This is a genomic window from Streptomyces capitiformicae, from assembly GCF_002214185.1.
GTDB classification, from domain to species: Bacteria; Actinomycetota; Actinomycetes; order Streptomycetales; family Streptomycetaceae; genus Streptomyces; species Streptomyces capitiformicae.
Genome location: NZ_CP022161.1, coordinates 6,551,312 through 6,575,026, shown reverse-complemented (window position 1 = coordinate 6,575,026; position 23,715 = coordinate 6,551,312). Strand labels below are relative to the sequence as shown.

Here is a 23,715-nt window from a genome sequence, read left to right as displayed (position 1 = left end):
CGCTCCCGCCGCCGGCCGGACACCGGTGCGAGACTCCCCCATGTGAAACGTGTACTCGTCGTGGACGACGATCCGACCGTCTCCGAGGTCGTCGCCGGTTATCTGAACCGGGCGGGCTTCGCCGTCGACGTCGCCGCCGACGGCCCCACCGCCGTGACCAAAGCCACCGCGCAGCCACCCGACCTGGTGGTGCTGGACCTGATGCTGCCCGGCATGGACGGGCTGGAGGTCTGCCGCCGTATCCGCGAGGACGGCCCGCTGCCGGTGATCATGCTGACCGCACGGGGCGACGAGGAGGACCGCATCCTCGGTCTGGAGGTCGGGGCCGACGACTACGTCACCAAGCCGTTCAGCCCTCGCGAACTGGTCCTGCGGGTGGAGTCGGTACTGCGCCGCGCCGGGGCGGTGGCGGCCGCCCGGACCGCCCCCGCCCGGGCATGGCTGCGGGCCGGGCCGCTCGCCCTGGAGCCCACCGCCCGCCGCGCCACCCGCCACGGCGATGAACTCGCCCTGACCATCCGCGAGTTCGACCTGCTGGAGTTCTTCCTGCGCAACCCCGGGCGGGCCACGAGCCGGGAGGAACTGATGCACAAGGTCTGGGGCTGGGAGTTCGGAGACCTGTCGACCGTGACCGTCCACGTGCGGCGGCTGCGCGGGAAGATCGAGGACGATCCGGCGCACCCCCGGTTGATCACCACGGTGTGGGGGGTGGGCTACCGCTTCGACGCCCCCGGTACGAACGGAGCCGACGATGCTGCATGACACCCTCCTGATCGCGCTGTACGCGGCGATCGGCGCAGTCGCCGCCGGACTGCTCGGCACCGCGGCCCTGCGACTGCTGCGCCACCGCTCGGTCACGCTGTCGCTGGCCGTGGTCGCCGCCGTCACGGTCGCGGCGATGCTCGCCGGAACGATGCTGGTGGCCTGGGCGATGTTCCTGTCCGAGCATGATCTCTGGGTCGTGACGATGGTGTGCTCCATGGCGGCCGTCGTCTCGCTGGCCGTCGCCCTCGTCCTCGGCCGCAGCGTCGTCAAGGGCAGCCGGGCCCTGGCCCAGGCCACCCGTGCTCTCGGCGACGACGGCAGCTTCACTCCGCCCGCCGCCGCGCCCACGGCCGAACTCGCCGCGCTCAGCCGCGAGCTGGCCACCACGAGTGCGAAACTCGCCGCCTCCCGCGAACGGGAGCAGGCCCTCGAAGCCTCCCGCCGCGAACTGGTCGCCTGGATCTCCCACGACCTGCGTACCCCCCTCGCCGGACTGCAGGCGATGACCGAGGCACTGGAGGACGGCATGGTCGCCGACCCACGCGTCTACCACGCCCGCATCCGCACGGAGGTCGAGCGGATGAGCGACATGGTCGGCGACCTGTTCGAACTCTCCCGTATCCAGGCCGGTGTCCTTGCCCTGAACACCGCCCGCATCTCGGTCTACGACCTGGTCGGTGACGCCATCGCGGGTGCCGACGCCCTGGCCCGGGAGCACGGCGTACGGCTCGTGGGAGCCGGGGTCGAGCCCGTGCCGATCGAGGTCGACGGCCGCGAGATGTCCCGCGTCCTGGCCAACCTGCTGGTCAACGCCATCCGCCGGACGCCCGCCGACGGCACGGTCGCCGTCTCCGCACGCCGGCAGGCCGACAGCGTCGTCGTGTCCGTGACCGACGGCTGCGGCGGCATCCTGCCCGAGGACCTGCCCCGTGTCTTCGACACCGGCTGGCGCGGCACCCACGCCCGCACCCCGCCCGCCGGAGCAGGACTGGGCCTGGCGATCGTGCGCGGCATCGTGGAGGCCCACAAGGGGCGCGCGGCGGTGTGCAACGTACCGGGCGGTTGCCGCTTCGAGGTCCACCTTCCCGCGGCTGCCTGAGCGGTCCACACTGCGTGAAGGGCCGGCCCGACGGATCAGCAGGCAGCGTCCGGGGCGGTAGCCGCACCGGAAACGTCAGCCCGCCCGCAGCGGTGCCGTCGCGAACTCCGCCATCCCCTCCGCGAAGGAAACCTGCGCCTTCCACCCCAGTTCGTCGCGCAGCCGCTGCGAGGAGGCGGTGATGTGCCGGACGTCGCCGAGCCGGTACTGCCCCGTGACGACCGGCTTCGGCCCTCCGTGCGCCGCGGCCAGTGCGGCGGCCATCTCCCCTACGGTGTGCGGCTGCCCGCTGCCCACGTTGTACGCCCGCAACGCGCCCTCCGGCAGGTCGTCCATCCCTGCCAGAGCGGTCGCGTTGGCCGCGGCGACGTCCCGGACGTGGACGAAATCCCTCAGCTGACCGCCGTCCTCGAAGACACGCGGCGCCTCACCACGCTCCAGCGCGGACCGGAACAGGGAGGCGACGCCCGCGTACGGGGTGTCCCGCGGCATCCCGGGCCCGTACACGTTGTGGTAGCGCAGTGCTGCCACCCGGCCGCCCGTCGCCCGCCCCCACGCGGCCGACAGATGCTCCTGGGCGAGCTTGGTGGCCGCGTACACGTTGCGCGGGTCCGCCGGCGCCTCCTCGGCCACCAGTCCCGGGACGAGCGGGTCGTCGCACGTGGGGCACGGTGGTTCGAAGCGTCCCTCCTCCAGGTCCGCCACCCGGCGCGGCCCCGGCCGTACGACACCGTGCCGTGGGCACTCGTAGCGTCCCTCTCCGTACACCACCATCGAACTCGCGAGCACCAGCCGGCCCACGCCGGCCTGCGCCATCCCGGCCAGGAGCACCGCTGTGCCCAGGTCGTTGCAGCCCACATAGTCGGGAGCGTCGGCGAAGTCCTTGCCCAGCCCGACCATCGCGGCTTGGTGACAGACGGCGTCCACGCCCCGCAGAGCGGCGGCGACCGCTTCCCTGTCACGGACGTCGGCGTGCCACCAGTCCGCCCCGTCCGGGATCGGCGGAGCCGTACGGTGCGCGGCGGACAGCAGCGAATCGAGCACGCGCACCTCGTGCCCGGCGCCGGCAAGGGCGGTGACGATGTGCGAGCCGATGAAGCCCGCACCTCCAGTGACCAGGATCAACATGCGCCCGACGCTACGGCCGCGCACTCACCCACGGGCCCTGCGGCGGGGATCCGTCAGGAGTTCGTAAGGCTTCCCGCCGTGGCCCGCGTCCGCCGGACGCCACCGGTCCGGGACGCCACCACCAGCAGGCCGAATCCCACGGCGAAGCCGAGCATGGTCAACACGCCCTGCGGCCAGAAGATGTGGCTTTCGGCGAACGACCAGCACGCCCCCAGCACCACCACGACGCCGGGCAGCACCCGCGCACCGTGGCGCCGCAGCAGCACCAGGCCCGTGGCGAGGGTGGCGACCGCCAGCGCGTACACCCCCGTCAGGCCCAGATCATTGCCGGTCGCGAACAGCCGCCCCACCACCCCGCGCACGCCCGTGCCCGCCGCCGTCCCGGCTCCTATTCCGGCCACCGCGTCGAGGCCGGTGTAGTAGGCGGCGTAGCAGAAGCATCCGGCCCACGCGAGCACGGTCAGGGCGCCTTCCACGTCGCGCCCCGGCCTGCCCCACAACGGGAGCAGCAGGCCGAGGACCAGGAGGGGGAAGGCGGGCAGCAGGACGATGTGCAGTTCGGCCCAGTGGTCGGCCGTCGCAGCCGTCAGATGGCGTGGATGCGTCAGACCCGCCACGGCCAGCAACAGGGGCGGCGCGGTCACCAGAGCGGTCGTACGAAGGGTTCGCATCGCGCCACCGTAGGGGCCGGCCGAGCCCGGTACCGCCGCTGCCGCCGATGCGTAAGACACACGTAAGACACCCGCAGGACGGTGCTACAGACGTCATGTGGCGTCGGACTTACGAAGGTGGCCGCCGCCGGATGCCACGGATCCCCCGCACGGCCGCCAGGAGGGTCGTCACCGCCGCCACTGCCGCCAGCGCCAGCAGCCAGTTGCGCGGGTAATCCAGCGGCAGCACCGAGGAGTTGGCCGGCTTCCCCGGGCGCAGCAGCACCGGCAGCGCCACCGCCGTCATGGCGCCCGCGACCAGCAGCGCCCCGCGCACCGGTCCGCGCGCACCACCTCGTACGAGCACCAGCCCGACGAGCAGGACCACCGGCGCGATCACGACGTCGTGCAGCACCACCGCCCCGCCCAGCCAGACCAGCACACCCGTCAGGTCGCGCACGTCCAGCAGCAAGGACGCGCCGACGCCCATCAGTGCCACACCGGCCGCACCGGCCAGCACCCGCGGCACGCTCACCTTCATGACAGAACCTCCAGCCGGCCGACCCACTTCGTCTGCAGCACGCCGGGCCGGTTCGGGGCGATCAGGCGCACCGGGTACCCGTGGTCGGGGGAAAGCACCTGGCCGTTCAGGCGCAGCGCGAGCAGGGTCAGCGGGTCGCGGGCGTGTTCGTGCCCCATCTCCGAGACCCGGTAGCCGCCCCGGGTCTGCAACGACACCACCCGCACCCGCGCGTGCGGCGGGGCCCCCACCTGCTCCAGCAGGTCCACGACCCGCACGCCCGTCCAGCGCGCCGACTTGCTCCACCCCTCCACACAGGCGATCGGCAACTCCGCCTCGTGCTGTGGCAGGGAGCGCAGCTCATCCAGCGTCAGTGTGTACGCCCGCGGTCCGGCGACCGTCAGGCGGTAACGCTCCGCCGGAATCAGACCGACGCCGGCCGCGGCGGCGGTCCGGTTGACCGGCAATCCCTGGGGGCCGTGGTCCGGATGGCGGGGCGCGAGCAGAGCGAGGTCCTTCAGCGGGGTGAAGGACTGGCCCACGGTGGTCACGGTGACCGCCCCCACCGCCGCGGCCACCGCGGTCAGCAGCGAACGCCGGTCGGCCCCGTCCCCCTCCGGCAGGGCCAGTGTCCCCGGCGACCGCCGGCTCCAGTGGGCCCGGATCTCGGGCGCCTTGACCGCGATGTGCAGCACCAGAGCTCCGGCCAGCAGCCAGGCCACGGCGTAGTGCACCGGCACGAAGGAGAACGGCCACGGATACCACTGGGCGGTGTTCAGCAGGCCGGTGGCCACCTCGAAGACGGACGCGGCCACCAGGACCGCCACCGACAGCCGCTCCAGCGCGTGCCGCACCGAACGCACCGGCGGCCAGGCGAACAGGCGCGGATACACCGTCCACAACTTGGCCAGCAGCAGGGGAATCGCCGCGATGCCGGACGCGACGTGCAGCCCCTGCGTGAGCCGGTAGCCCCACACCGGGCGGCTGGGAAGGCCGCCGGCCGCCCATCCCGGCGGATGCTGCATCACATGACTGATCAGGCCGGTGACGAAGCACACCGCGAAGACGATGCCGAGCCACCGCCCGATCGAGGTCGCCGTCCGGGCATCGTGCAGCCTGCCCCGGAAGACCGGCGGAAAGAGACGCTGTTCCATACACCTCATCCCACCCGTTTCCAGGCCCCTTCGGAACGCCCGAGCCCCTTACAGAACACGGACGTATCCCTGACGGAAGTGGGCCTGCCTGCGATGCGTGGTGGCCGCAGACAGGCCCGGCGGTGGCTCAGCGGATCACCGTCACGTGCGGAATGGCCTGGAAGCCGTTCGGGCAGGCACCGGTGTCCGGGTCGGCGAACGCCACGTGATCACGGTGGTTGGCGCTGTCGATGTTCTGACCGTCCCAGCAACTCTGGAACTTGGACGTCCGGACCAGACTGCTGCCCTCGGGACAGATCGGGTACTTGTCCGTCAGCTGCCGGTCCTCGAAGCCCGTGCAGCTCCATGCCGCATTGGCGTTGGCCGTTCCGTTGGTGAACGCCTTGGCGTCTCCAGTGATGATCCGCAGGAACTTCGGCATCGCCACGACCTTGCTGCTCGGGTTGCCCACGTACTCCAGGGTCACCTCGGACGCGGTGAGGATCCTGCCGACGTTGCCCTCCGCGCCACCGCCCGGCTGGTCGGCGTCGAACTCCTGGGTGCCGTCCTGCAGGCGGAGAACCGGCCAGTAGTACGACGATTTGTCGCCCTGGTTCCGGCAGGTGGTCTCACCCGCCGCGCAGTCCTCGTTGTCGGCGAAGGCGTCGTTCGCCGAGCGAGGCGTTCTGTTGTTGCTGCGGGCTCCTGGTTGTCGCCGCCCTCGCCCTTGCCGGTGCCGGCTGGGTTCTCGGCAGCGAGGAGCGGGCATGCGGCAAGGGAGTCCAGGCCCTGCGGCCGGTCGGCCGTACGGCCGATGGCGATCGCGATGCGTTCGATGGCCGCGGCCCGCTTGTCCTTCAACGGGCCCATGATCGCGTTGTTGGCGACCTTGCTGTCCTGCCGTATGGCCTGGGCCGAGTTCTGCAACCGCTGGTAGACATGCGCGACTTGCTGGTCCAGCGACGCGAGTTCCCTGTCGACCTCACCCCTGGCCTGGTCGGGCACCTGCCGCAGCCGGGTACCGACATCGGGGCAGTCGATGGTGGCGGCCCCCGCCGCCATGGTTTGGTTCGTTCGATCCTGGGGCGAGCTCCTGGTGGTGTTGCCACTCCCGCCCCCCTGCCCCCTGCCCCCTGGGCCGTCGCCGCCATGGCGGCGACGGCCCGGCGGGTTGTCTTCGATCGCTTGCGCGTCTTACGTCGCATGCGATTCCTCAGTCGTGGCGTCCCTCCTCTGGTTCGAGCAGGCCGAAGAGAAGTCGCCCACCGTCGGTGAAGCAGCGTGTGGTCATGTGCCGCCCTGCGGAGAGGCGGCGCTGCTCCCGGGCCGCCCGACTCTCCGTACGGAGAGTCGGGCGGTACTTCCCGGCAGAGGGCGGCCGGTCACCGGTCCGCCCTTCTGCTTGTGGCGGCGTCAGAAGCCCACGGCGCCCCAGGAGTGGGCGGTGTAGTCGCCCGGCCCGAATTCCCAGCCGGCCATGACGCTGTTGAGGTAGTGGTCGTTGGTGTAGAGGCCCTTGTTCAGGCCGTAGTTGAAGAACGGCGTGAGGCTGCCGGACCACCAGCCGGACCTGCTCCTGTCCAGGAAGCTGAGGGTGTGGTCGCCGTTCGGCCAGTGGTAGTCGTAGATGTCCCAGCTGCGGCCGGCCAGGCTGACGTTGGTCGCGGTCGGGATCGCTTCGCCGTTCGCGTCGTAGCGGTCGGCCAGCGGCCTGGTGTTGTGCCAGTTGAGCCAGATCATCAGCTCGGTCTTGGAGTTGCGGTTGTTCGGCTCGGGGATCGGGTCGATGAAGATGTCGTACGTGGCGTTGTAGCGCGAGCCGGACTTCGGCCACGCCGACTGGCTGAACCACGACGTGTTGTTGGGATTGACGGCGCCGATCTTCTTGGGGAGTGTGGTCACCGGGGACGACCAGCCCCAGTCCTTGCCGTTGACCATGGCGACGAAGCCGGTGCCGGTCGGGGAGTTCACACCCCAGGAGTTGTCGTTGGCGTACCACGTCGTGGCGTTGCCGCCGGTCGAGTAGTGCTTGAACCAGTACGTCTGTGACGCGGCCACCGCCGAATTCGGCAGGGTGAAGACGAGAGCCAGAGCCGTGAGAAGCGCGGCCCAGCCGGTACGGAATTTCATCAGCCCTCCGGAATGTGTGCTGAGTGGGGGGATCACACAGGAGAGGAGAAGTCGGTCGCCCTGCCCTGATGGCAGGGCGACGTCGGTCTCCCTTTCGGGACGGCGGGTGCGGAGCGAGGCGGCCGGGAGCCGAACCTCACTTGGGGTCGCCGTAGATGACTCCTCGTCCGTTCGTCCCGAAGTAGACGCGACCGTGGACCCGGGGGTCTCCGGTGATGGTGTTGCCGGTCCAGGCGTACTGGTGCCGGTCGTCGTTGATGCGGATCCAGGTCCGGCCCGCGTTGTCGGACCGGAAGATGCCGCGCACGCCGCGGATCTTGGAGCTGGTGTAGACGGCGGGGTAGGTGGCGCCGGGCGCGGCCTTGCCGAATCCGACGACGTCGCCCTCGTCCACCGCCGTGAACCTGGTGAAGGACGTTCCGGAGTCGGTCGACCGCCACAGCCCGTACGGTGTGGGGGTGGTGGGCTTGGTGGTGCCGCCGGCCAGCCAGATGTCGCCCTCGTGGCCCGGTACCGGCTTGAACCGAACGTTCCCCGCGGTGGGCAGACCGGTCGCCGCCGTGGCCTCGAAGCTTTTGCCGCCGTCGGTGCTGAGGTAGAAGACGCCGGAAGCGTAGGCGTAGAACTTCGCCGGGTTCACCCGGTCGGAGCGTACGGGGGCCCCGCTCGGCAGCCCCTTCGACGCCGTCCAGGTCGCTCCGTGGTCGTCGGACCAGCTGACCGGCGCACCGGCCGGGGACCAGACGATCCGCCTGCCGTCGGCGCTGACGGCGACGGCCTGGTCCTCGACTCCGGGCCCGGTGACGCCGGCCGGCTCACTGCCCGACGGCTTCCAGGTGCCGCCGCTGTCGGTGGAGACGGCGAAGTGCTGGGTCCAGCCGCTGGTGGGGTGGCCGACCCGCACGATGGTGTGGGGCGCCAGCTCCGCGTAGTCCAGGGCCGGGGTGCCGCCGAAGGTCGGGTTGTCGTACATCTTCGGCGCCTTGTGGAAATCCGTGTGCCGGAAGCCGCCGACATCGCCCACGCCGGAGAAGAGGTGCGCCGCGCCGACGGGCGGGCTGATCACACACATGACAGCGGTTTCCTCCAACCCCTGGGCCCGTACGGCCAGGTGCACCGTGCCGCCGCTGTCCCAGTCGGTCAGGTTGTCGGCGCCGTAGATCGTCGCTCCGGTGCCGTACATGAAGTGGTCGGAGTCGAAGGGGTCGATCTGGACGGACTCCATCATCCAGCCCAGCTTGGGGGTCATCTCGGGCAGCGACGGCGAGGCGTTCCAGGTCAGCCAGGGGGAGTCGGAGATGTCGATGTCGTAGCGCAGGGTGCGCTCGGAATTCGCGCCCATGTCCCACGCGCGGGTCCAGCTCGCGCCACCGTCGGTGGAGCGGAAGAGGATGCAGTCGGGCCACCACTTGAGCTGGGTGGACACCATCAGGGTGTCCGGGTTCTGCCGGTCGATGGTCAGACCGCTGTAACCCCACTCGTTGTCGGCGCTGGTGGACGGGACCGGGCTGATGCAGGTCCAGGTGTCGGTGGCGGTGTCCAGCTTCCACACGTCGCCCTTGAAGCCTTCATACGGGCCGGCGGTGTCGCTGGTCGCCAGGTACAGGTAGCCGCCGACGTGGTCGAAGACCGCGTGGTGCGGGATGAAGCCGGTGGGCTGCCCGGGTACGCGCTCCCAGGTCGCTCCCGCGTCGGTGGACCGGTACAGGATGTTGTCCTTGTCAGCGACGGTGACGTAGAGGGTCCGGGTGGCCCTGCCCGCTCTGCCGGTGCGCTTGTCGAAGACGACTTGCAGCACACCCAGGTTGTCGCCGTTGTAGCCGTCGGGGGTGCTGGGGTCGATGACGAAGTTGCCCACGTTGGGGAAGCTGGTCACCTTCTCGAAGGTCTTGCCGTGGTCGGTGCTGCGCCACAGCCCATGGCCCCCGCGCACGCCCAGGTAGAGGATCTTGTTGCGGTTGGGGTCGATCACCAGCCGCTCGCCGATGCCCCGGCCGGGCATGTTGCCGCCCAGCCGGAACGGCAGGGTAGTGGTCTTCCAGGTGCGGCCGCGGTCGGTCGAGCGCAGGATCGCCGCCGTGGTCGGGTCCCAGTCGGGAAGGGTGTAGGTGCCCGCCGCCAGGTAGACGCGGTCGGGGTCGACCTCGTCGGTGGCGAGGCTGATGATGCCGGTGTGTCCCCACTCGTCCCAGCCGATCCAGTCGGTGAGGGGGATCCACCGCTTGGTCGCCGTGTCGAGGCGGTAGGCGCCGCCGATGTCGGTCCGGGCGTACACCAGTCCGGGTTCGCTCTGGTTGAAGACGATGCCCGGGACGAAGCCGCCGCCGACTATTTCCGCGTTGCGGAAGGTGTAGGGCGTGCGTCTGAGCTTCCCGGCCGCGCCGGTGGACGCGGCGGAGGCAGCGGAGGGGGCGAGCACAGGGAGTGCGGCCGCGGCCGCGCCGGCGGCCAGCAGTCCTCGGCGGGAGAGGTGCGGGGCATGGGTCATGACGGGTACTTGCCTTTCAGGTGCGTGGGAAGAGTGAGGTAACCCGGCTCCGTGACCGCTCCGTTGGGGAGCCTCGCAGACGCGACGTCCGGCTTGCCGACCGTCCTGGGCCCTTCCACTGGCAGCGCGGCGGCCAGGCCCTTCTTGCTGCCGGTGCCGCCCTTGCCGGTACCCGAGGCGCTGCCCCGCAGGCGGCCGACAGCGGTGAGAGAGAGGCGGCGCCCGCTACGCCGGCGGCTGTTCGCAGGACGGCTCGGCGGTTCATCTCGGTGCTCATGTCGGTGCGGCCCTTCGTTTTCGTGGATCCGACCGGCGGGCGGCCGACGCTGAGTCGTCCGGGGCCTGATGCCGGGACGGCGGGAGGAAAGCGGCGTCGATGCGCTTCGACGTTTCGGTGACACTAAGGCCGTGTTTCAGGGCGCGACAACGGGCCGTCCAGGTCACTTTTCGGTAACAGGCATGGTCTCGGGTGGCGGCACGCCCTGCCCTCCATGCGGCTTTCCCCAGGTGATCTGTGACTCTGGGCGAACTCTCAGAGAGGAACACCAACGCTGGAAAAACGGCTGGCGACGGCTGGGCGGCCTGTCATTGACGCACGACTCAGCGTCATGCGGTGTCGAAGCGCTTCAACGACACGAGAGCGCGATCCAGGAAGGCCGTACGCCGCTCGGGCCCGCAGGCGCCCACGCTTCCCACGCCCTCTCGACCTCCTGGAAGGGACATCTCACGTGAGTACCGCCGCGACATCCCTCGAGCCGTCCGGGTCAAGCCGGCCCGCAACCTCATCGGTCGACACTGCGGGGCGGTGTCCACCTGGCCGCGATCGCCGACGGGACGCGGTAACGACCGGTGGGGCGCGGTAACGACCGGGTGGGACGCGGCAGGAAAACTGTCCACCGCCGCCGCGTTCCCTACTTCCCGAGCATTGACGCACGTGGTCCGCGCGGATCTATCCTCTGCCTGAAGAGGGGGCGCCTTCGCTCCGGCCGCGTCGTCGTACCGCCGGACGGCGTGGAGGATCGAGGGCCTCCGCGCCGTCCGGTCGGCGAACTTGCCGCGCACATCCGCGAGACGTGGCACGCCGCCGACGTACCGGAGGAGGGCCGGGGCAGGTATGCGACAGATCGCACGCCATGACGTCGTCTTCGTCGCCGGCACCGCCGGAGAGCATGAACTGACGTGGTCGCAGAAGGCCCATGAACGCGAGGGATGCCACCCCCATCTCCACGGACCCCGCAACAGGAACGTACGGATGGGGCGGGCACTCGACGGCACGCCGGACATGGCTGCGGTGCTGCATGCCTTCGCCGTGGTCATGGCCCACTTCGAGGCGCTGCGCACGCTGTATCCACGTGACGCGGACGGGCGCCCGCGCGCGGTCGTCGTGGCTTCCGGGGTGCTCCAGGTCGACGAGTACGCCTCCGACGTCCCGGCGACCCACGACGAGCTGAACGCCTTCACTCTCCGGCTGGCCGAGCCCGGATTCGCCCCGGACGACCTGCCGTTGCGGGCCGCCGTCGTCACCGTGGACAGCAGGCCCATCCACATCGCGCTGTCATTGCACCATTTCTCGGCGGACACGACGGCCGCCCGGATCGTGGCCGAACACATAGCCCGACTGGCCGCCAATCCGGGCGCCGACCTCGGTTCGGGGTGGCAGCCGCGGCAGATCGCGAGCTTCGAAGCCAGTCCCTCGGGGCTGCGGCACGCCCATCGTGTCGACACCCATGACCGGGCCATGCTCCGTCAGTCCGTCATGCCCGAACTCCGGACGCCCGCGGGCCACAAGGACGCCGTCTACAACTTCGTATGCCTCGACTCGACGGCCGTCGCCCTCGCGGCAGCCGGTCTGGCGAAGCAGTACCGGACATCCGTGGCCGCCGTCCTGCAAGCCGCATACGCGTGCGCGCTCGCCGAGCACCTCGGCATTGGCAACTGCGTGTTCAACACCGTGATGGCCAACCGGCAGACCACCTTCGCCCGCGAGTCGGTGGCCCATATCGCCGGCCGGGCACTCGTCCTGGTCGACACGTCCCTGGGCAGCGACCGGTTCCCGACGCTGTGCCGGGCCGTTGACACGGCACTCGTCAGATCCTCGTCCGTCAGCCTGCGAGAGCCCGACCGCTACGCCAGGTCCCTGGACGAGGTCTCCGCCGAACTGGGCCGCTCGGCACACAACCCGTACGTGGTCAACATCCTCCCCATAGCGCCCCGCACGCTGATTCGGGCTCGCGCGGACAGGGCACAGCAGGACATCGAGCGAGCCATGGAATCCAGCCTTTACAGACGATTCCCCAAACCCGTCGACCCATACTCCGGAAAGCTCTGCTTCGTTGTCTGGGGTATGTCCGAGACGGCCGGAATCAGTCTCGGGACGGATGCGACGTCGTTCGACGCGAACGATCTCGAACAGATACTCCTCTCCTTCGAGAGGCGGCTGGTCAAAGCCGCGACCGGCGATCACGCCGCACGGAGTGGCTCCTTCGCCGGCGCGTAGGGACGCGGCGGGCTGCGGATGGCCGACGCCGAGATCCGGCTCGGTGTTCCAACTGCTTGTGGGCCGTCTCCGGCAACCGCAGGTACACCACCGACGAGCCCAGGCAGCGGCGGGAAGACCTCGCGTTCACCGCCGCGCTGATCGAGGTGAACCCGCTCAGCAGTTCAGCTGCATCACCGCAGGTCAGCGCCACCCTGTGGACAACTTCACCGCGCCGGCCGCGCTGGAGGCCACCGGCGCGCGCACCGTCCCGTGGCACAGGGCGCTCGACGCCTCGTGCTACCTGATCGTCGCGGCGGACACGGTCGTCACGGACCACGACTCGACCGCCCGTGTGGTCTTCCCGACGCCGCGCAGTCCGCTCAGGAGGGCCACGAAGGGCCGCCCGGCACCTCGCCACTCCAGGTGGAAGTCGATCACTGTGAAGTGCCGTACTCGGACAGGGGGTTGGGCAGTGGCAGATACCTTGCGTCCGCCCCGTCCGCCGCCGTCCAGCGGAGCAGTAGGTTCGTCTTGCCTGGGAGCGTGGGGGAGTTGAGGAGTTCCTCGGCCTCCGGGATGTCGCGGTGGCGCTTCAACTCGCGTCGTACGGCGGGCCAGTGGTCGACGCCCGGGTGGTGTTCGGCCAGGGCCGCCGCGATCTCCATGAGGTTGTTGACGAGCAGGCAGTAGACCAGCCGTTCCCAGCCGGCCGCGCGCGTCACGTCCGGCAGGAGCTTGACGCCCTCGGCGTCACGGTAGAGGGCCTGTACGGGGGTGCCGGCGGGGTCGCAGGCGACGAGGGTGTTCTGGAGGTGGGCTTCGAGGACGACGCCGTGGTGGTGGAAGACGCCGAGGGCCGGGGGTACGACCGCGCGCAGATACGCCTCCCACCAGGCCTCGGGCTCGGCGGTACGGACCAGTGGGTTGCCTGGGAAGGCCGCGGTGTCCTCGGTGAGGGCGGCGGCGAGGAAGGGGGTCGTGCCGGGGGCCAGGTGGTCGGCCAGTCCGTCGCGGGTCAGTACGGCCAGTTCCTCGAAGGCGAAGTCGGCGGTGCGGTAGCCGCGGTCACCCAGCCAGGCGGCGCCCGGCAGTTCGGCGAAGGCCGCGGTGACCGCCGTGTCCGTGCGGCGCAGCTTGAGCAGATCGTGGCGCCACAGGCGGCGGATGTCGTTGGTGATGCGCACATCCAGGCTGAACTTGAGGAAGAGGTCCGCCTCGGGGGTGTACACGGTACGGATCGCCGCCGTCGGCCACACCTCCCCCTCCGTACGCCCCAGCCGTACGAGGCGGCCGTCGGCGAAGGCTTCCGCCAACTCCCTGCCCACGAGGTCGAGTTGCCAGGGGTGGGCCGGCAGGAGCCGGTAGCCGGGCGGGGCCGTGCCCAGCGTGTCGAGGGCGGCGGTGTCGCCCTCCTCGACCACCGCGTCCTCACGGACGCCGAGCAGGATCAGGGGGAAGGCGGCGTACGCCTCGGGCGCGTACGGCAGCCAGGCGGCGGGCGGGCCGCCGCCGCGGGCCTTGGGGGCGGGGTGGTACGGGTGCCCGGTGATCAGGGACTGCTCGGAGAGACGGTACGGGTCCTCGGGTGCCGTCGCGTGGGCGCGTGCGGTGAGGACGGCGGCCACGGCCTCACGGCTGTCGAGCATCTCGGCGGGCAGTTCGGAGTTGGGCAGGCCGGTGAGGAGGCGGAGTTCCTCAGCGGTGAGTTTGACCAGTTCCGTATGGGTGAGTCGCTGCCAGGTGCCGTTGGTGAGCAGTTCGGGTTCCGTGGGGCGGCGAGTACCGCGTACGCGCAGGAGACGACCGCTGGCTCTGAGCCGGTGCGCTCCGGCGGCTCCGGCCGCGCCCGGCTCGACGAGCTCCCCCGCCTCCCGCAGGAGACAGTTGAGCAGCGGGGCGGCGGCGTGGGCGTCGGCGGCGGTGCCGTCGCGGGTCGGGTTGGCGTCCACGGGGTCCATTCGTTCCATACGGTGCACTCGTGATCAGTATCTCTGCCCGCCGCGATGCGCCACGAAGCCGTCATACGGCATCCGTGCGTTGTCACAGAGGTGTGCGGGCAGTGGTCGTACGCCGTTCCGATGCGGTCCCCGTATCTGCCCTCGTACCCGCCCGACGCCGTTTCCGCACCCGAGGAGCCCGCCCGTGCATCGTCAACCGTTGTCCGACGCAGAGGCGGCGCTCGGCGCCGAGTTGGGCGCCGTACGCCCCGATCTGACGCAGCCGTACACGGCCGCGCTGCCCGGCGCCCGCGCGGCCGTGTTGTCCCGGCTGTGGCGGGGCCTCGTCCATGAGCCCATGCCCTGGGTGGTACGCCGGGAGGCGGCCGGGGACGACGGGGTCACCCTTCACCTGGCCGACGGGCATCGGCTGCACGGCCCGCTCGTGGACCCGTACGCCACGGCCGCGCGCGTCGACGAGGTGCGGCTCGACGCGTTGTCGTACGACCGTCCGGCACGGCTCATGACCGCCCTGGCCGTCCCGCACAGCGCCGCCTTCGCCGCCGAACTCGACCACAGCGTGGCCTCCTTGGCACTGTCACGTGCCAACCGGGCGGCCGCGACCGCGCGCCCCCCGGTGACGAGCTGGGAGTGGGAACAACGGCTGGTCGACGGACACCCCTTCCACCCCAACTGCCGCTCCCGGCCCGGCTTCTCGACCGCCGATCAGCTCGCCTACGGGCCGGAGCACCGGCAGATCGTACGGCTGGGTCTGGCGCCGGTGGACGAGGCGCTGGTGGTCGGGGAGTGGCCGGAGCGGTTCCGGGACGGGGGGCGGGTGCTGATCCCGGTGCATCCCTGGCAGGCGGCCCATGTACTCAAGTGCCCCCTGGGTGAAGTGATCGAGGCCCACCCCCTGATGTCCCTGCGGACCCTCGCCCTCCCCGGCGGCGGGCCGCACGTCAAGACCACGCTGAGCGCCCGGATCACCTCCTCCGTCCGGGACATCTCGGTCTACTCGATCGAGACCTCGGCGATCGTCTCGGACTTCATGGCGAAGGTCGCCGCCCGCACGGACGGTCTGCTGCACGTGACCCGCACGCTCGGCGCGGTCACCGCCGGTTCACCGGATCTGGCGGCGGTGTTGCGCGAGTCACCGGAGGCATACGCGGACACGGCGACCGGGGAGCGGGTCGTTCCGGTGGCCGCGCTCGCGACGACCGAGCTGCCCCGGTCGCCCTCCTGGCTGGCGGATTTCACCCGGCTCACGCTCACGGTCTGCCTCCGGCTGCTCGACCTGGGTGTGGCCCTGGAGGCGCACGGTCAGAACCTCCTGGTGGTCCTGTCCCCGTCGGGTGCCCCCCGCCGCCTGATCTACCGTGACCTCGCCGACATCCGGGTCAGCCCGGCCCGCCTGGCCCGGCACGGCATCCCGGCCCCCGCGATGGCCGGCCGCATCATCACCGACGACGAGACCACGCTGCGCCGCAAGCTGTTCGGCGCCCTGGTCACGGGCACACTGGGCGCCACGGCCGGTTCGACGCCCGTACTGCGCGAGGCGCTCTCCACCGCCATACGGGACCTGCCGCGCACCCCCGATCTGGACACGCTGCTGGAGGGGCCGGTACCGACGAAGGCGTTGACGCTCATGCGCCTTTCGCCGGAGCGGCCGGGTGACATCTGGACGGAGGTACCCAGTCCGCTGCGGTGAACAGCTCGTCAACAGTGGGCTCGTTTTGAAGGGTGACCCCGTGGATCAATAGGATCCGCCGATGATCACAAGACAACGGCTGGCGGCAGGAATATTCGCCCTGCTCGCCGCCCTGACGGTCGGGATCGCCGTCCCGTCCACGGCCGTCGCCGACGAGACCACGGCCACCGCGCCCAAGGTCAACCTCCTACTGGACGTCAGCGGTTCGATGCGGGCCAAGGACATCGACGGGCAGTCCAGGATGGCCGCCGCGAAGCAGGCGTTCAACGAGGTGCTGGACGCCACGCCCGAAGAGGTCCAGCTCGGCATCCGCACCCTGGGCGCCAACTATCCCGGCGACGACCGCAAGACGGGCTGCAAGGACACCGCGCAGCTCTACCCGGTCGGCCCGCTGGACCGCACCGAGGCGAAGGCGGCGGTCGCCACACTCGCGCCGACCGGCTGGACCCCGATCGGTCCCGCGCTGCTGAAGGCGGCCGACGACCTGGAGGGCGGCGAGGGCACCAAGCGCATCGTGCTGATCAGCGACGGCGAGGACACCTGCGCCCCGCTGGACCCGTGCGAGGTGGCCCGCGAGATCGCGGCGAAGGGCATCGGCCTGACCATCGACACGCTGGGCCTGGTGCCCAACGCCAAGATGCGCCTCCAGCTGAGCTGTATCGCCGAGGCGACCGGCGGCACGTACACCTCGATCGAGCACCGCGACGAACTCACCGACCGCGTCAACCAGTTGGTCGACCGCGCCGCCGACCCGGTCGTCGTGCCGAAGGCCGTCGAGGGCGCTGAGGCGTGTGCCAAGGCACCCACGCTCACGTCGGGTCTGTACACCGACCGTGAGGAGTTCGGGCAGCAGCGCTGGTACCGCGTGGACGTGAAGCCGGGCCAGGAACTGCGCGCCTCGGTGAGCGTGGCGGCCGATCGCGAGGTCAACCCCGACTACGGGGTGCTGCTGCGGGCGGTGACCGTCAAGAACCGCGAGATCGTACGCGGCGAGGCGGCGGGCACCGGCCGTACCGATGTCATCTCGACGGGCCTGCGCTATCCGAAGCCGGAGGCCGAGGAAGAGGAAGAGGAGGACGTCGCCGAGAGCGTGTGCCTCCAGGTGACCAACTCGTACTCCCCCGCGAGCGGTGTGAAGACCACGCCCGGTCTGCCGCTCGAAATCACCGTCGACGTCGTGGACGGTCCCGACCAGGCGAGCGATGTGGCCTCCTTCGGCCTCGGCCGCGGCTGGTGGCTGCTCGGCGTGCTGGTGCTCGTCGGTTTCCTGGCGGGTGTGCTGTGGGGCTGGCTGTCGCGCTGGCGTGTCGCGGTCTGGAGGACCAACTGATGCGGATCACACGTGTGTTGAGCGCGGCCCTGCTGACACTGGGCCTGGCGGTGTCCCCGGCCGTCGCCGACTCCACCCCCTCCGCGAGCCCCTCGGAGGAGAGTGACGCGCCCACCGAGGCGGGCACCTCCTTCCGTACGGCGGCGGAGTTCGAGCAGGGCCGGACGGCGACGGCGAGCGCCTCGACCGGCGACTACCTGTACTGGTCGTTCCCGGCGGACGCCGGCGGGCGGCCCACCGTACGGGCGACCGTCAAGCTGCCCGAGGCGGCCCAGTCCTCCTCCACCTGGCAACTCGACGTGTACGACGGCCTGCGGCGCCGCCAGGCCTGCCAGTACGGCGCGCAGACCCGGACCGCCGGGGCGGAGGCCACCTCCGTGGAGCTGTCCTGCACCCTGCGTACCGTCCGAGCCTGGTCGGAGCAGTGGTCCGACGACCCGCTGCCGGGCACGTACTACATCCGCCTGACCACGATCCGGCTGGCCACGGCCGATCTCGGGTTGCCGGTCGGTGTCGAGGTCGAGGCCGATTCCAAGGACATCGGCGGTTCGGCGGCAGTGGACGGTTCGCTGGCGCAGCCGCTGGTGCCGGGCATCGCGGTGACCTCGCAACAGGACGAGGACGAGGAATCCTCGACGGACGCCGTCCTCTCCTCCCTCGAACCGGACGACGGCTGGGCCTCGGGCTGGTGGAGCGACCGCTGGGTCTGGACGGCGATCGGCGCGGTGCTCGCCGCGCTGGCCGGCATCGGAGGGTATTCGCTGACGCGGGGCGCGGGGCGACCGACTCGGGTCCCGCCACCGGGGGCCTGACGCCACATCAAAGGCCCGCCGAACCAGGCCGGTTCGGCGGGCCTTTCGCTGCGCCGGGTGCGGTCCCGCAGGGTCGGCCGAGCGCCTCAGAGCCCGGCGGTCAGGGCCCTTCTGATGGATCTCCGTGGGAGAAGGAGCGGCGTCCGGTGCGTGCTCTCGGCGTGCCGCGTGGAAGCCCTCGATGGGGGTCCCCCCACTCGCGCGAAGCCGAGAGTGGGGGAGCGTGCCGGGCGTCGCGACGCCGCGGAGATCCATCAGAAGGGCCCTAGTAGTGCTTCGTTACGTTGAGTGATCTCGGCTGATTGTGGGCAGCTTCCCGGGGTGAGGTTGGGGGAAGTGGACCGCCAAGCCCGCATCAGCCACTACAAACGACGCGGACACAGTCCCTGAAATCTGCCCAGCAATCAGCACAAGCACCGTTGCAGTACTAGTTGCGATCAAGGGTTGGTCCGTGTGAGGTGTTGACCCAGATGATCGAGGCGGAGGTGGAAGCCGACGAGGTAGCTCCCAGGGCGCATCGCCGACGAGCTGACCACCTTCGTCTTCCCCGACAACACCCTGGTGTACAGCGCCCGCGACGAGGCCGCCTACAGCCCGGTCGCCCCGGACGCCATCCCGTCCACCGGCACCTCCGGCACCAACACTTCGAAGGCGACGACGGTTCCGGCTGGACCGGCTGCGGACACCTCCGCTCCGTACAGGTGCGGGCTACCGCTGCCGTCGTGGAACCGGCTCTTGCTTTCGAGACCGGGCCGCAGAAACCTGTCAGGCACGGCGGCGAGGTCGACTGTGTGCTTCCGGGAGACGAGGTGAGCCGGCCCGAACTCCTCAGGCACGTCCGCCAGGTACACGAACATCTCCAACTGGCGGAAGCCGGGCGCGCTGCTGGGCACCAGGAGGGTATGGCCCAGGTAGTCGCGGTGCAGGTCCTGGTCGTAGTCGCTGGCGCCGGCGAACTTCGCCCAGGCCTCGGCCCGTAGATCTGGAGACCTTCGTCCTCCAACAGCATCTCGGCGAGCGCCAGGATCCGATGGTTCACGGCCAGCAGACTGATCTCCGTGCTGGCGAACGGGAAGTAGTCGATCCCGGCGAACGGGTCACCGATGAACCGCTCGCGCCGCTGATCGGTTTCGTCATGGAAGCCCTTGGCGGACGGGAAGAGCACGTGCAGCTCGCCGGCCGCGGGCTTCAACTCGTCCGGAGGAATGAAGCCAGGGAGGATCACGGAGCCGTATCACGCCACGCCTGTGCCGCTTCTCTGAGATCCATCAGGCCAGGATGATTACGGCGAGGGCGGCGGGTAATCGGTTTTCCGGTAGGTCGTGCGGCTCCGGACCAGAGGATCTTCGACCTCGGCCCCGCCGTGCAGAATCCGGCGCGGCACCGTGAGACCTGAGTGAAGGGGTCGTGGTCCACCTGGCCATGCGCTGGGCACAGGGGTGCGCAACCGGGATGATGAGCGAGCTGGCTGCGTCGATCGCCCAAGGGGAGTGGCAGTTGATGAGAGCGTGTGTTGTCGGGGCCGGCCCCGGGGGAATCGTCACCGCCAAGGTACTGCTGGAGAACGGCTTCGACGTCACGGTCTTCGACAAGTACCAGCAAGTCGGCGGAATTTGGTCATCAGGAGGCTGCTACGACGGGCTGGCCAACCAGTCCGCGCTCCGCATCTTCGAGTTCGCGGACCTGCCCAACCGCTTGCACTTCGCCAGCGCGGCGGACACGCAACGCTACTTGGAGAACTACGCCGAGACCTTCGGCGTGCTGGACCGCGTTCGACCCGGCACCGAGGTGATCTCCATCCGGCCGGTGGACGGTCCTGGGAGGGTGGGCGCCTCCGGCTGGTCGATCGACTCTCGGCCCGCTGGGGACAAGGCGGCGGAGGTTCATCGCGAAACATTCGACTACGTCGTTGTCGCCACCGGGGCTCATCATCATGCCCAGCTGCCCGAGCTGCCAGGGCGCGAATTGTTCCGCGGGACCGTGCTGCACTCCAACGAGGTGCGGGCGGGGACATTCGCCGACCGGCGCGTGGCCGTCGTGGGCGGCGGCAAGTCCGCGTTGGACCTGGTCACCCGGGCCGCACGCGAGGCGGCCTCGGCCACCCTCGTGCAGCGCAAGGTGAACTGGATGGTCCCCGAGCGGTTCCTGCTCGGTCTGGTCGGCTACAAGTGGATCCTGTTCACCCGGCTCGGTGAGGCCCTCCTGCCCCGCTACCACGATCCGGCCTGCATCCGTCCGATCGACCGTATCGACGAGCGGGTCAAGCGAGCCCTGTGGTGGCTCATCACCCGCGACACGCTGTTCTCCACCGGGCTGTACCGGCTGCCGAGGGAGCTGCGGCCCGCTCACGCGCTCCCTTTCCACCTGGCCCACGCGGGAGTGATGCCACGCGGCTACGTGCGGGCCGTCCGCCGCGGCCTGATCGCCCCCAAGATCAGTGCGGTCGAGGCGTACACCGACAAGGGGCTGCGACTGGCGACCGGCGAGGAAGTGGCGGCGGACGTCATCGTGTTCGCCACGGGGCACCACAAAGTCTTCCCCTTCCTGGATCCGAGAGTACGAGTGCACGATTCCGCCGGGCGGCTGCGGCTCTACCGAGGCATCGTGCCACCCAGCGCCGACCGGCTCGGGTTCGTCGGTTTTCGGCAGGTCTTCAACAACATCATGGGCATGGAACTCACCGCGCACTGGCTGACCTGCCATTTCCGCGCGACGCTGCGCACCACCCCGAGCGAGCAAGAGATGCGGGAGGCCACGGACGCGCGCCTGGCCTGGCAGGAGCAGGTGCTGCCGGGCTCCGGCGGCTACGACTTCGGCCCCTACGACATCCACTGCGCGGACGAACTCCTGCACGACATGGGACTGCCGTCCCACCGCGCCGGCAACCTACTGGCCGAATACCTGCTCCCCGGCGGACTCGCACACCGCTACGCGGGCCTGACTCGATCGGGTTCGGCGAAATGAACGCGGGGCATGAGCAGCCCCGATGGCGTGATCGGTGGCAGGTGATCACCCGTCAGCGCTGGATCTCGTCGGTCACCCAGCTCGGGGAATCCCGCCGGGGGAGGCCGGGCCCGCCTCGGCCGTTCACGCTCCTTTGGCGCTCTGAGGGCCTGACACCCGCCCGAAGGACCGCGAAACGCCCATTGACCTGGCATTTCTCCCGCTACCTGCTTCATGTGACGGGATTCCGATGACGCATCACGTGGAGATTCCGCGCTCGGGTACCTTGACGGTTGTCTAAACGGAGTTTGGCGGACACGAACAGGGACAATCCCAACCGTCAGGTCCGCCTGTCGTTTCTCGGGTAGCCCTGGTGCGGCCACGACTGTAGGGCCGAATTCCGGCCACACCAAGTGAGTGGGTGCGGGGCGACGGCGTCGACCGTCGATGTGGATGTGCGGGAGACAGGGCGGCCGACGGGCCGAATTCGGGCGGCAGGGCCAAGACGGTGAGGAAGATGGTTGTCGTCTTTCGAGCGGTCGTCACGGTTGAGTCCCCTTGGCTGATGCCGACGGCGGGGCCGCTGGGCCGAGACCCTGGGCCACGCTGATCTTGTGGAGGAGGAGTTCGGTGGTTTCGACGGAGCGTGCGGGGCCTCCCGGAGCGGTGCGCTCGGCTTCGCGGGCGCTCGCGTACAGCGCGGCGAAGGCCTCACCCCGTCTGCCCCCGCACCGCTCGGCCGCTCTGACGAGGAGGTCGAGCAGAAGCTCACCGCGGTGTCCGGTGTCATCGGCCGCCCGGTGGAGCCAGCGTGCCGCGTGCGGCTGCCACGTCGCCCGCGGCAGCTCGGCCAGTACCGCATACCAGCACGTGATCAGGGAGCGCTGTACTTCGTTCTCCTCCACCAGCGCGCGAGAGATGTCGGAGGAGTCCGTCAGCGGCACCGGATCGCTGGCTCGCAGGAAGATGTCGAGGTCGGACAGATGGAGTTCGGATCGCGCGAGGCGGTCGAGCAGCCTTCGGCGCAGCCGGTGGCTGCCCGCCACCAGATCGTCCAACGCCTGCAGGGCAGGCTGCGCCGGGTCGCGCTCGCGGCGGGCCAGGTAATACAGCCTGAGCAGAGCCTGATCCGGATGGCTGGCCGCGAGGACATCAGCGCAGATCCGGACGAGTACCTGTGCGAACTCCCCCCGGAGACGACGGTATGCACACCACTGATAGATCCGTCCGCGGAACTCCCTGCCGTGAGCTGGATCCTCAAGACCACAGGTGAGCGCATGGACAGCGGCTTCCAGCCCCGCCCTGCTCGTCGCCTCGACGCTCCATCGTTCGGCGAGGGACGCCAGACCGTCCCCGCGCCCGGTCCGCAGGTACTGTCCGGCCAGACGTGCCACCAGCCCGTCACGAACGGCAGGGACGACGTGCGGGTCGTTCAGGTCCACTACACTCGCGGCCCACGTGCCGAGGTGGGGCCGCAGGTCAGGCATGTGGTCCCAGAGATGTGCGCGGACGGCCGAGTCGTAGTCCAGTTTCTCGAAGCGCACGTGTCCGCTCGACCCGGTATGGGCTGAGATCTCCGCGAGCCGCTCGGCGAGGTCCTTGTGCTGGAGCAGCGGGACCCCGTCCGAAGGGGAGCGGAGAGTGCGCAGCAGGAGCTGGGCCGCGCGATGGATGACATCGGCGTGCGCCCCGTGGAGCATGGAGACGGCGATCAGCAGCGCTCGTTGTGGCGCCTCGCGCAATTCAGCGACGAGAGCGGCGACTTCCCTCCGCCGGTCGTTCCGTGCGCTCCTGGCTGTCGCGCACCACTGTGCGAACCCTTCGTCCGGCTGAGCGGTCTCGCGGGCTCGGCGCACCAGGTCGGCGAAGTCCGCGATCTCCCACATCGGCCTTTCCACGCCCAGGAACTCGTCGACGGTGACGTCGGACCGCATGTACTGCTCGTACGGCACGCCGTGCATGCGCAGGTGTCGCCTGAGCACCTGCCGGCCGGGTGGCCGCTCGATGGTGACCCGGTAGTACTGGAGATCGGGGTCGAGGGTGCCGCCGTGTGGCATGACGACGACAAGATGTGCCTGGTGTTCGTGTACGGACTTGCGGAGCGCGGGGAGGTCGGCCCGTGCCGCGGACCATTGGCGGTCGTCGGCGGCGGACAGATCCAGCAGCAACTGGTCACCGGTTCCGACCAGCGCAGGCTCGTGGAGGGCCAGTTCCTCCTCCTCTCCGGGGAGAAGTTCGTGGAAGACGCCGCAGTCCCGGTGGCATTCGCGAAGGAGTACGCGGGCCGCGGAGGTACGGCCGCTGCCCGGAGCACCGTCCAGGACGACGGTGCCGGTGTCGGCGAGCAGGGAGCGGGCCTTGCCCATGCCGACCGGCTCGACCAACACGCGCCGCAGCCACTGCAGTTGGTCCTCGGCGACACGTCGGAAGGCCGGCTTGTCCGAGTCCTGCGGGTGGGCGCCGCCGTTGACGTAGATGTGGCCGGGACCTGTGTGGATGAAGCCCTGCGGGTTCTCGACTCGTGTATCGCCCTGCTGGTTCACCGGCTGTCGTCCTCGCGCCGATCCGGCTCGCCGAACCGATGCTGGAC

General features: G+C 70.2%; 18 protein-coding genes and 1 pseudogene. 8 read left to right on the top strand and 11 right to left on the bottom strand.

What is annotated here, in order from left to right; translation table 11 throughout:
- Nucleotides 1-42: 42 nt before the first annotated feature.
- Nucleotides 43-762, top strand: a complete 720-nt coding sequence (locus tag CES90_RS29270) for a response regulator transcription factor (RefSeq protein WP_229914316.1) — start codon at nucleotides 43-45, stop codon at nucleotides 760-762.
- Nucleotides 752-1,864, top strand: a complete 1,113-nt coding sequence (locus CES90_RS29265) for a sensor histidine kinase (protein ID WP_189787095.1) — start codon at nucleotides 752-754, stop codon at nucleotides 1,862-1,864. The genes CES90_RS29270 and CES90_RS29265 overlap by 11 nt, the downstream gene beginning before the upstream one ends.
- 75 nt (nucleotides 1,865-1,939) lie before the next feature.
- Here CES90_RS29265 and CES90_RS29260 read toward each other — a convergent pair whose 3' ends face one another.
- The 5 genes and pseudogenes from CES90_RS29260 to CES90_RS29240 form a co-directional block, all read right to left on the bottom strand.
- On the bottom strand, nucleotides 1,940-2,992 hold the full coding sequence (locus CES90_RS29260; RefSeq protein ID WP_189787094.1) for an NAD-dependent epimerase/dehydratase family protein: 1,053 nt from the start codon (nucleotides 2,990-2,992) through the stop codon (nucleotides 1,940-1,942).
- 53 nt (nucleotides 2,993-3,045) lie between these two features.
- Entirely contained in the window at nucleotides 3,046-3,663 is a 618-nt protein-coding gene (locus tag CES90_RS29255) for a hypothetical protein (protein ID WP_189787093.1), read from the bottom strand.
- Between the two features lie 109 nt (nucleotides 3,664-3,772).
- Nucleotides 3,773-4,183, bottom strand: a complete 411-nt coding sequence (locus tag CES90_RS29250; protein ID WP_189787092.1) for a hypothetical protein — start codon at nucleotides 4,181-4,183, stop codon at nucleotides 3,773-3,775.
- The gene (locus CES90_RS29245; RefSeq protein WP_189787091.1) at nucleotides 4,180-5,316 is read right to left on the bottom strand and encodes a molybdopterin-dependent oxidoreductase; all 1,137 of its coding nucleotides are present in this window, start codon (nucleotides 5,314-5,316) and stop codon (nucleotides 4,180-4,182) included. The genes CES90_RS29250 and CES90_RS29245 overlap by 4 nt, the downstream gene beginning before the upstream one ends.
- Nucleotides 5,317-5,458: 142 nt before the next feature.
- A pseudogene (locus tag CES90_RS29240) lies at nucleotides 5,459-5,968 on the bottom strand (DUF1996 domain-containing protein); the annotation flags it as partial.
- A gap of 141 nt (nucleotides 5,969-6,109) precedes the next feature.
- Here CES90_RS29240 and CES90_RS51675 point away from each other — a divergent pair.
- A complete protein-coding gene (locus tag CES90_RS51675) occupies nucleotides 6,110-6,232 on the top strand; it encodes a hypothetical protein (protein WP_332836403.1) in 123 nt (40 codons plus the stop codon).
- A 476-nt stretch (nucleotides 6,233-6,708) separates the two neighbouring features.
- On the opposite strand, the gene CES90_RS29235 is transcribed toward CES90_RS51675, so the two are convergent.
- On the bottom strand, nucleotides 6,709-7,425 hold the full coding sequence (locus CES90_RS29235; protein ID WP_189787090.1) for a GH12 family glycosyl hydrolase domain-containing protein: 717 nt from the start codon (nucleotides 7,423-7,425) through the stop codon (nucleotides 6,709-6,711).
- 136 nt (nucleotides 7,426-7,561) lie between these two features.
- Entirely contained in the window at nucleotides 7,562-9,913 is a 2,352-nt protein-coding gene (locus CES90_RS29230; RefSeq protein WP_189787089.1) for a sialidase family protein, read from the bottom strand.
- Nucleotides 9,914-11,027: 1,114 nt separating this feature from the next.
- Here CES90_RS29230 and CES90_RS29225 point away from each other — a divergent pair.
- Complete coding sequence (locus CES90_RS29225; RefSeq protein WP_189787088.1) at nucleotides 11,028-12,410, top strand: condensation domain-containing protein; 1,383 nt, start codon at nucleotides 11,028-11,030, stop codon at nucleotides 12,408-12,410.
- 279 nt (nucleotides 12,411-12,689) lie between these two features.
- On the opposite strand, the gene CES90_RS29220 is transcribed toward CES90_RS29225, so the two are convergent.
- Both CES90_RS29220 and CES90_RS29215 read right to left on the bottom strand, forming a co-directional pair.
- Complete coding sequence (locus tag CES90_RS29220; protein ID WP_189787087.1) at nucleotides 12,690-12,830, bottom strand: hypothetical protein; 141 nt, start codon at nucleotides 12,828-12,830, stop codon at nucleotides 12,690-12,692.
- On the bottom strand, nucleotides 12,827-14,350 hold the full coding sequence (locus tag CES90_RS29215; protein WP_189787148.1) for an IucA/IucC family protein: 1,524 nt from the start codon (nucleotides 14,348-14,350) through the stop codon (nucleotides 12,827-12,829). The genes CES90_RS29220 and CES90_RS29215 overlap by 4 nt, the downstream gene beginning before the upstream one ends.
- A 184-nt stretch (nucleotides 14,351-14,534) precedes the next feature.
- On the opposite strand from CES90_RS29215, the gene CES90_RS29210 reads away from it, so the two are divergent.
- From CES90_RS29210 to CES90_RS29200, 3 genes are all read left to right on the top strand, one after another.
- Nucleotides 14,535-16,040 (top strand): IucA/IucC family protein, encoded by a 1,506-nt coding sequence (locus CES90_RS29210; protein ID WP_189787086.1) that lies wholly within the window; start codon nucleotides 14,535-14,537, stop codon nucleotides 16,038-16,040.
- Between the two features lie 61 nt (nucleotides 16,041-16,101).
- Entirely contained in the window at nucleotides 16,102-17,370 is a 1,269-nt protein-coding gene (locus CES90_RS29205; RefSeq protein WP_189787085.1) for a VWA domain-containing protein, read from the top strand.
- A complete protein-coding gene (locus CES90_RS29200; protein WP_189787084.1) occupies nucleotides 17,370-18,182 on the top strand; it encodes a hypothetical protein in 813 nt (270 codons plus the stop codon). Before CES90_RS29205 ends, CES90_RS29200 begins: the two co-directional genes overlap by 1 nt.
- A 587-nt stretch (nucleotides 18,183-18,769) precedes the next feature.
- On the opposite strand, the gene CES90_RS29195 is transcribed toward CES90_RS29200, so the two are convergent.
- The gene (locus CES90_RS29195) at nucleotides 18,770-19,075 is read right to left on the bottom strand and encodes a hypothetical protein (RefSeq protein WP_189783472.1); all 306 of its coding nucleotides are present in this window, start codon (nucleotides 19,073-19,075) and stop codon (nucleotides 18,770-18,772) included.
- A gap of 607 nt (nucleotides 19,076-19,682) precedes the next feature.
- Here CES90_RS29195 and CES90_RS29190 point away from each other — a divergent pair.
- Nucleotides 19,683-21,146, top strand: coding sequence for a flavin-containing monooxygenase (locus CES90_RS29190; RefSeq protein ID WP_189783473.1), 1,464 nt, complete (start codon nucleotides 19,683-19,685; stop codon nucleotides 21,144-21,146).
- 521 nt (nucleotides 21,147-21,667) lie between these two features.
- Here the strand turns inward: CES90_RS29190 and CES90_RS29185 are convergent.
- Nucleotides 21,668-23,668: a hypothetical protein gene (locus CES90_RS29185; RefSeq protein WP_189783474.1), complete on the bottom strand. Its 2,001-nt coding sequence runs from the start codon at nucleotides 23,666-23,668 to the stop codon at nucleotides 21,668-21,670.
- Nucleotides 23,669-23,715: the final 47 nt, after the last annotated feature.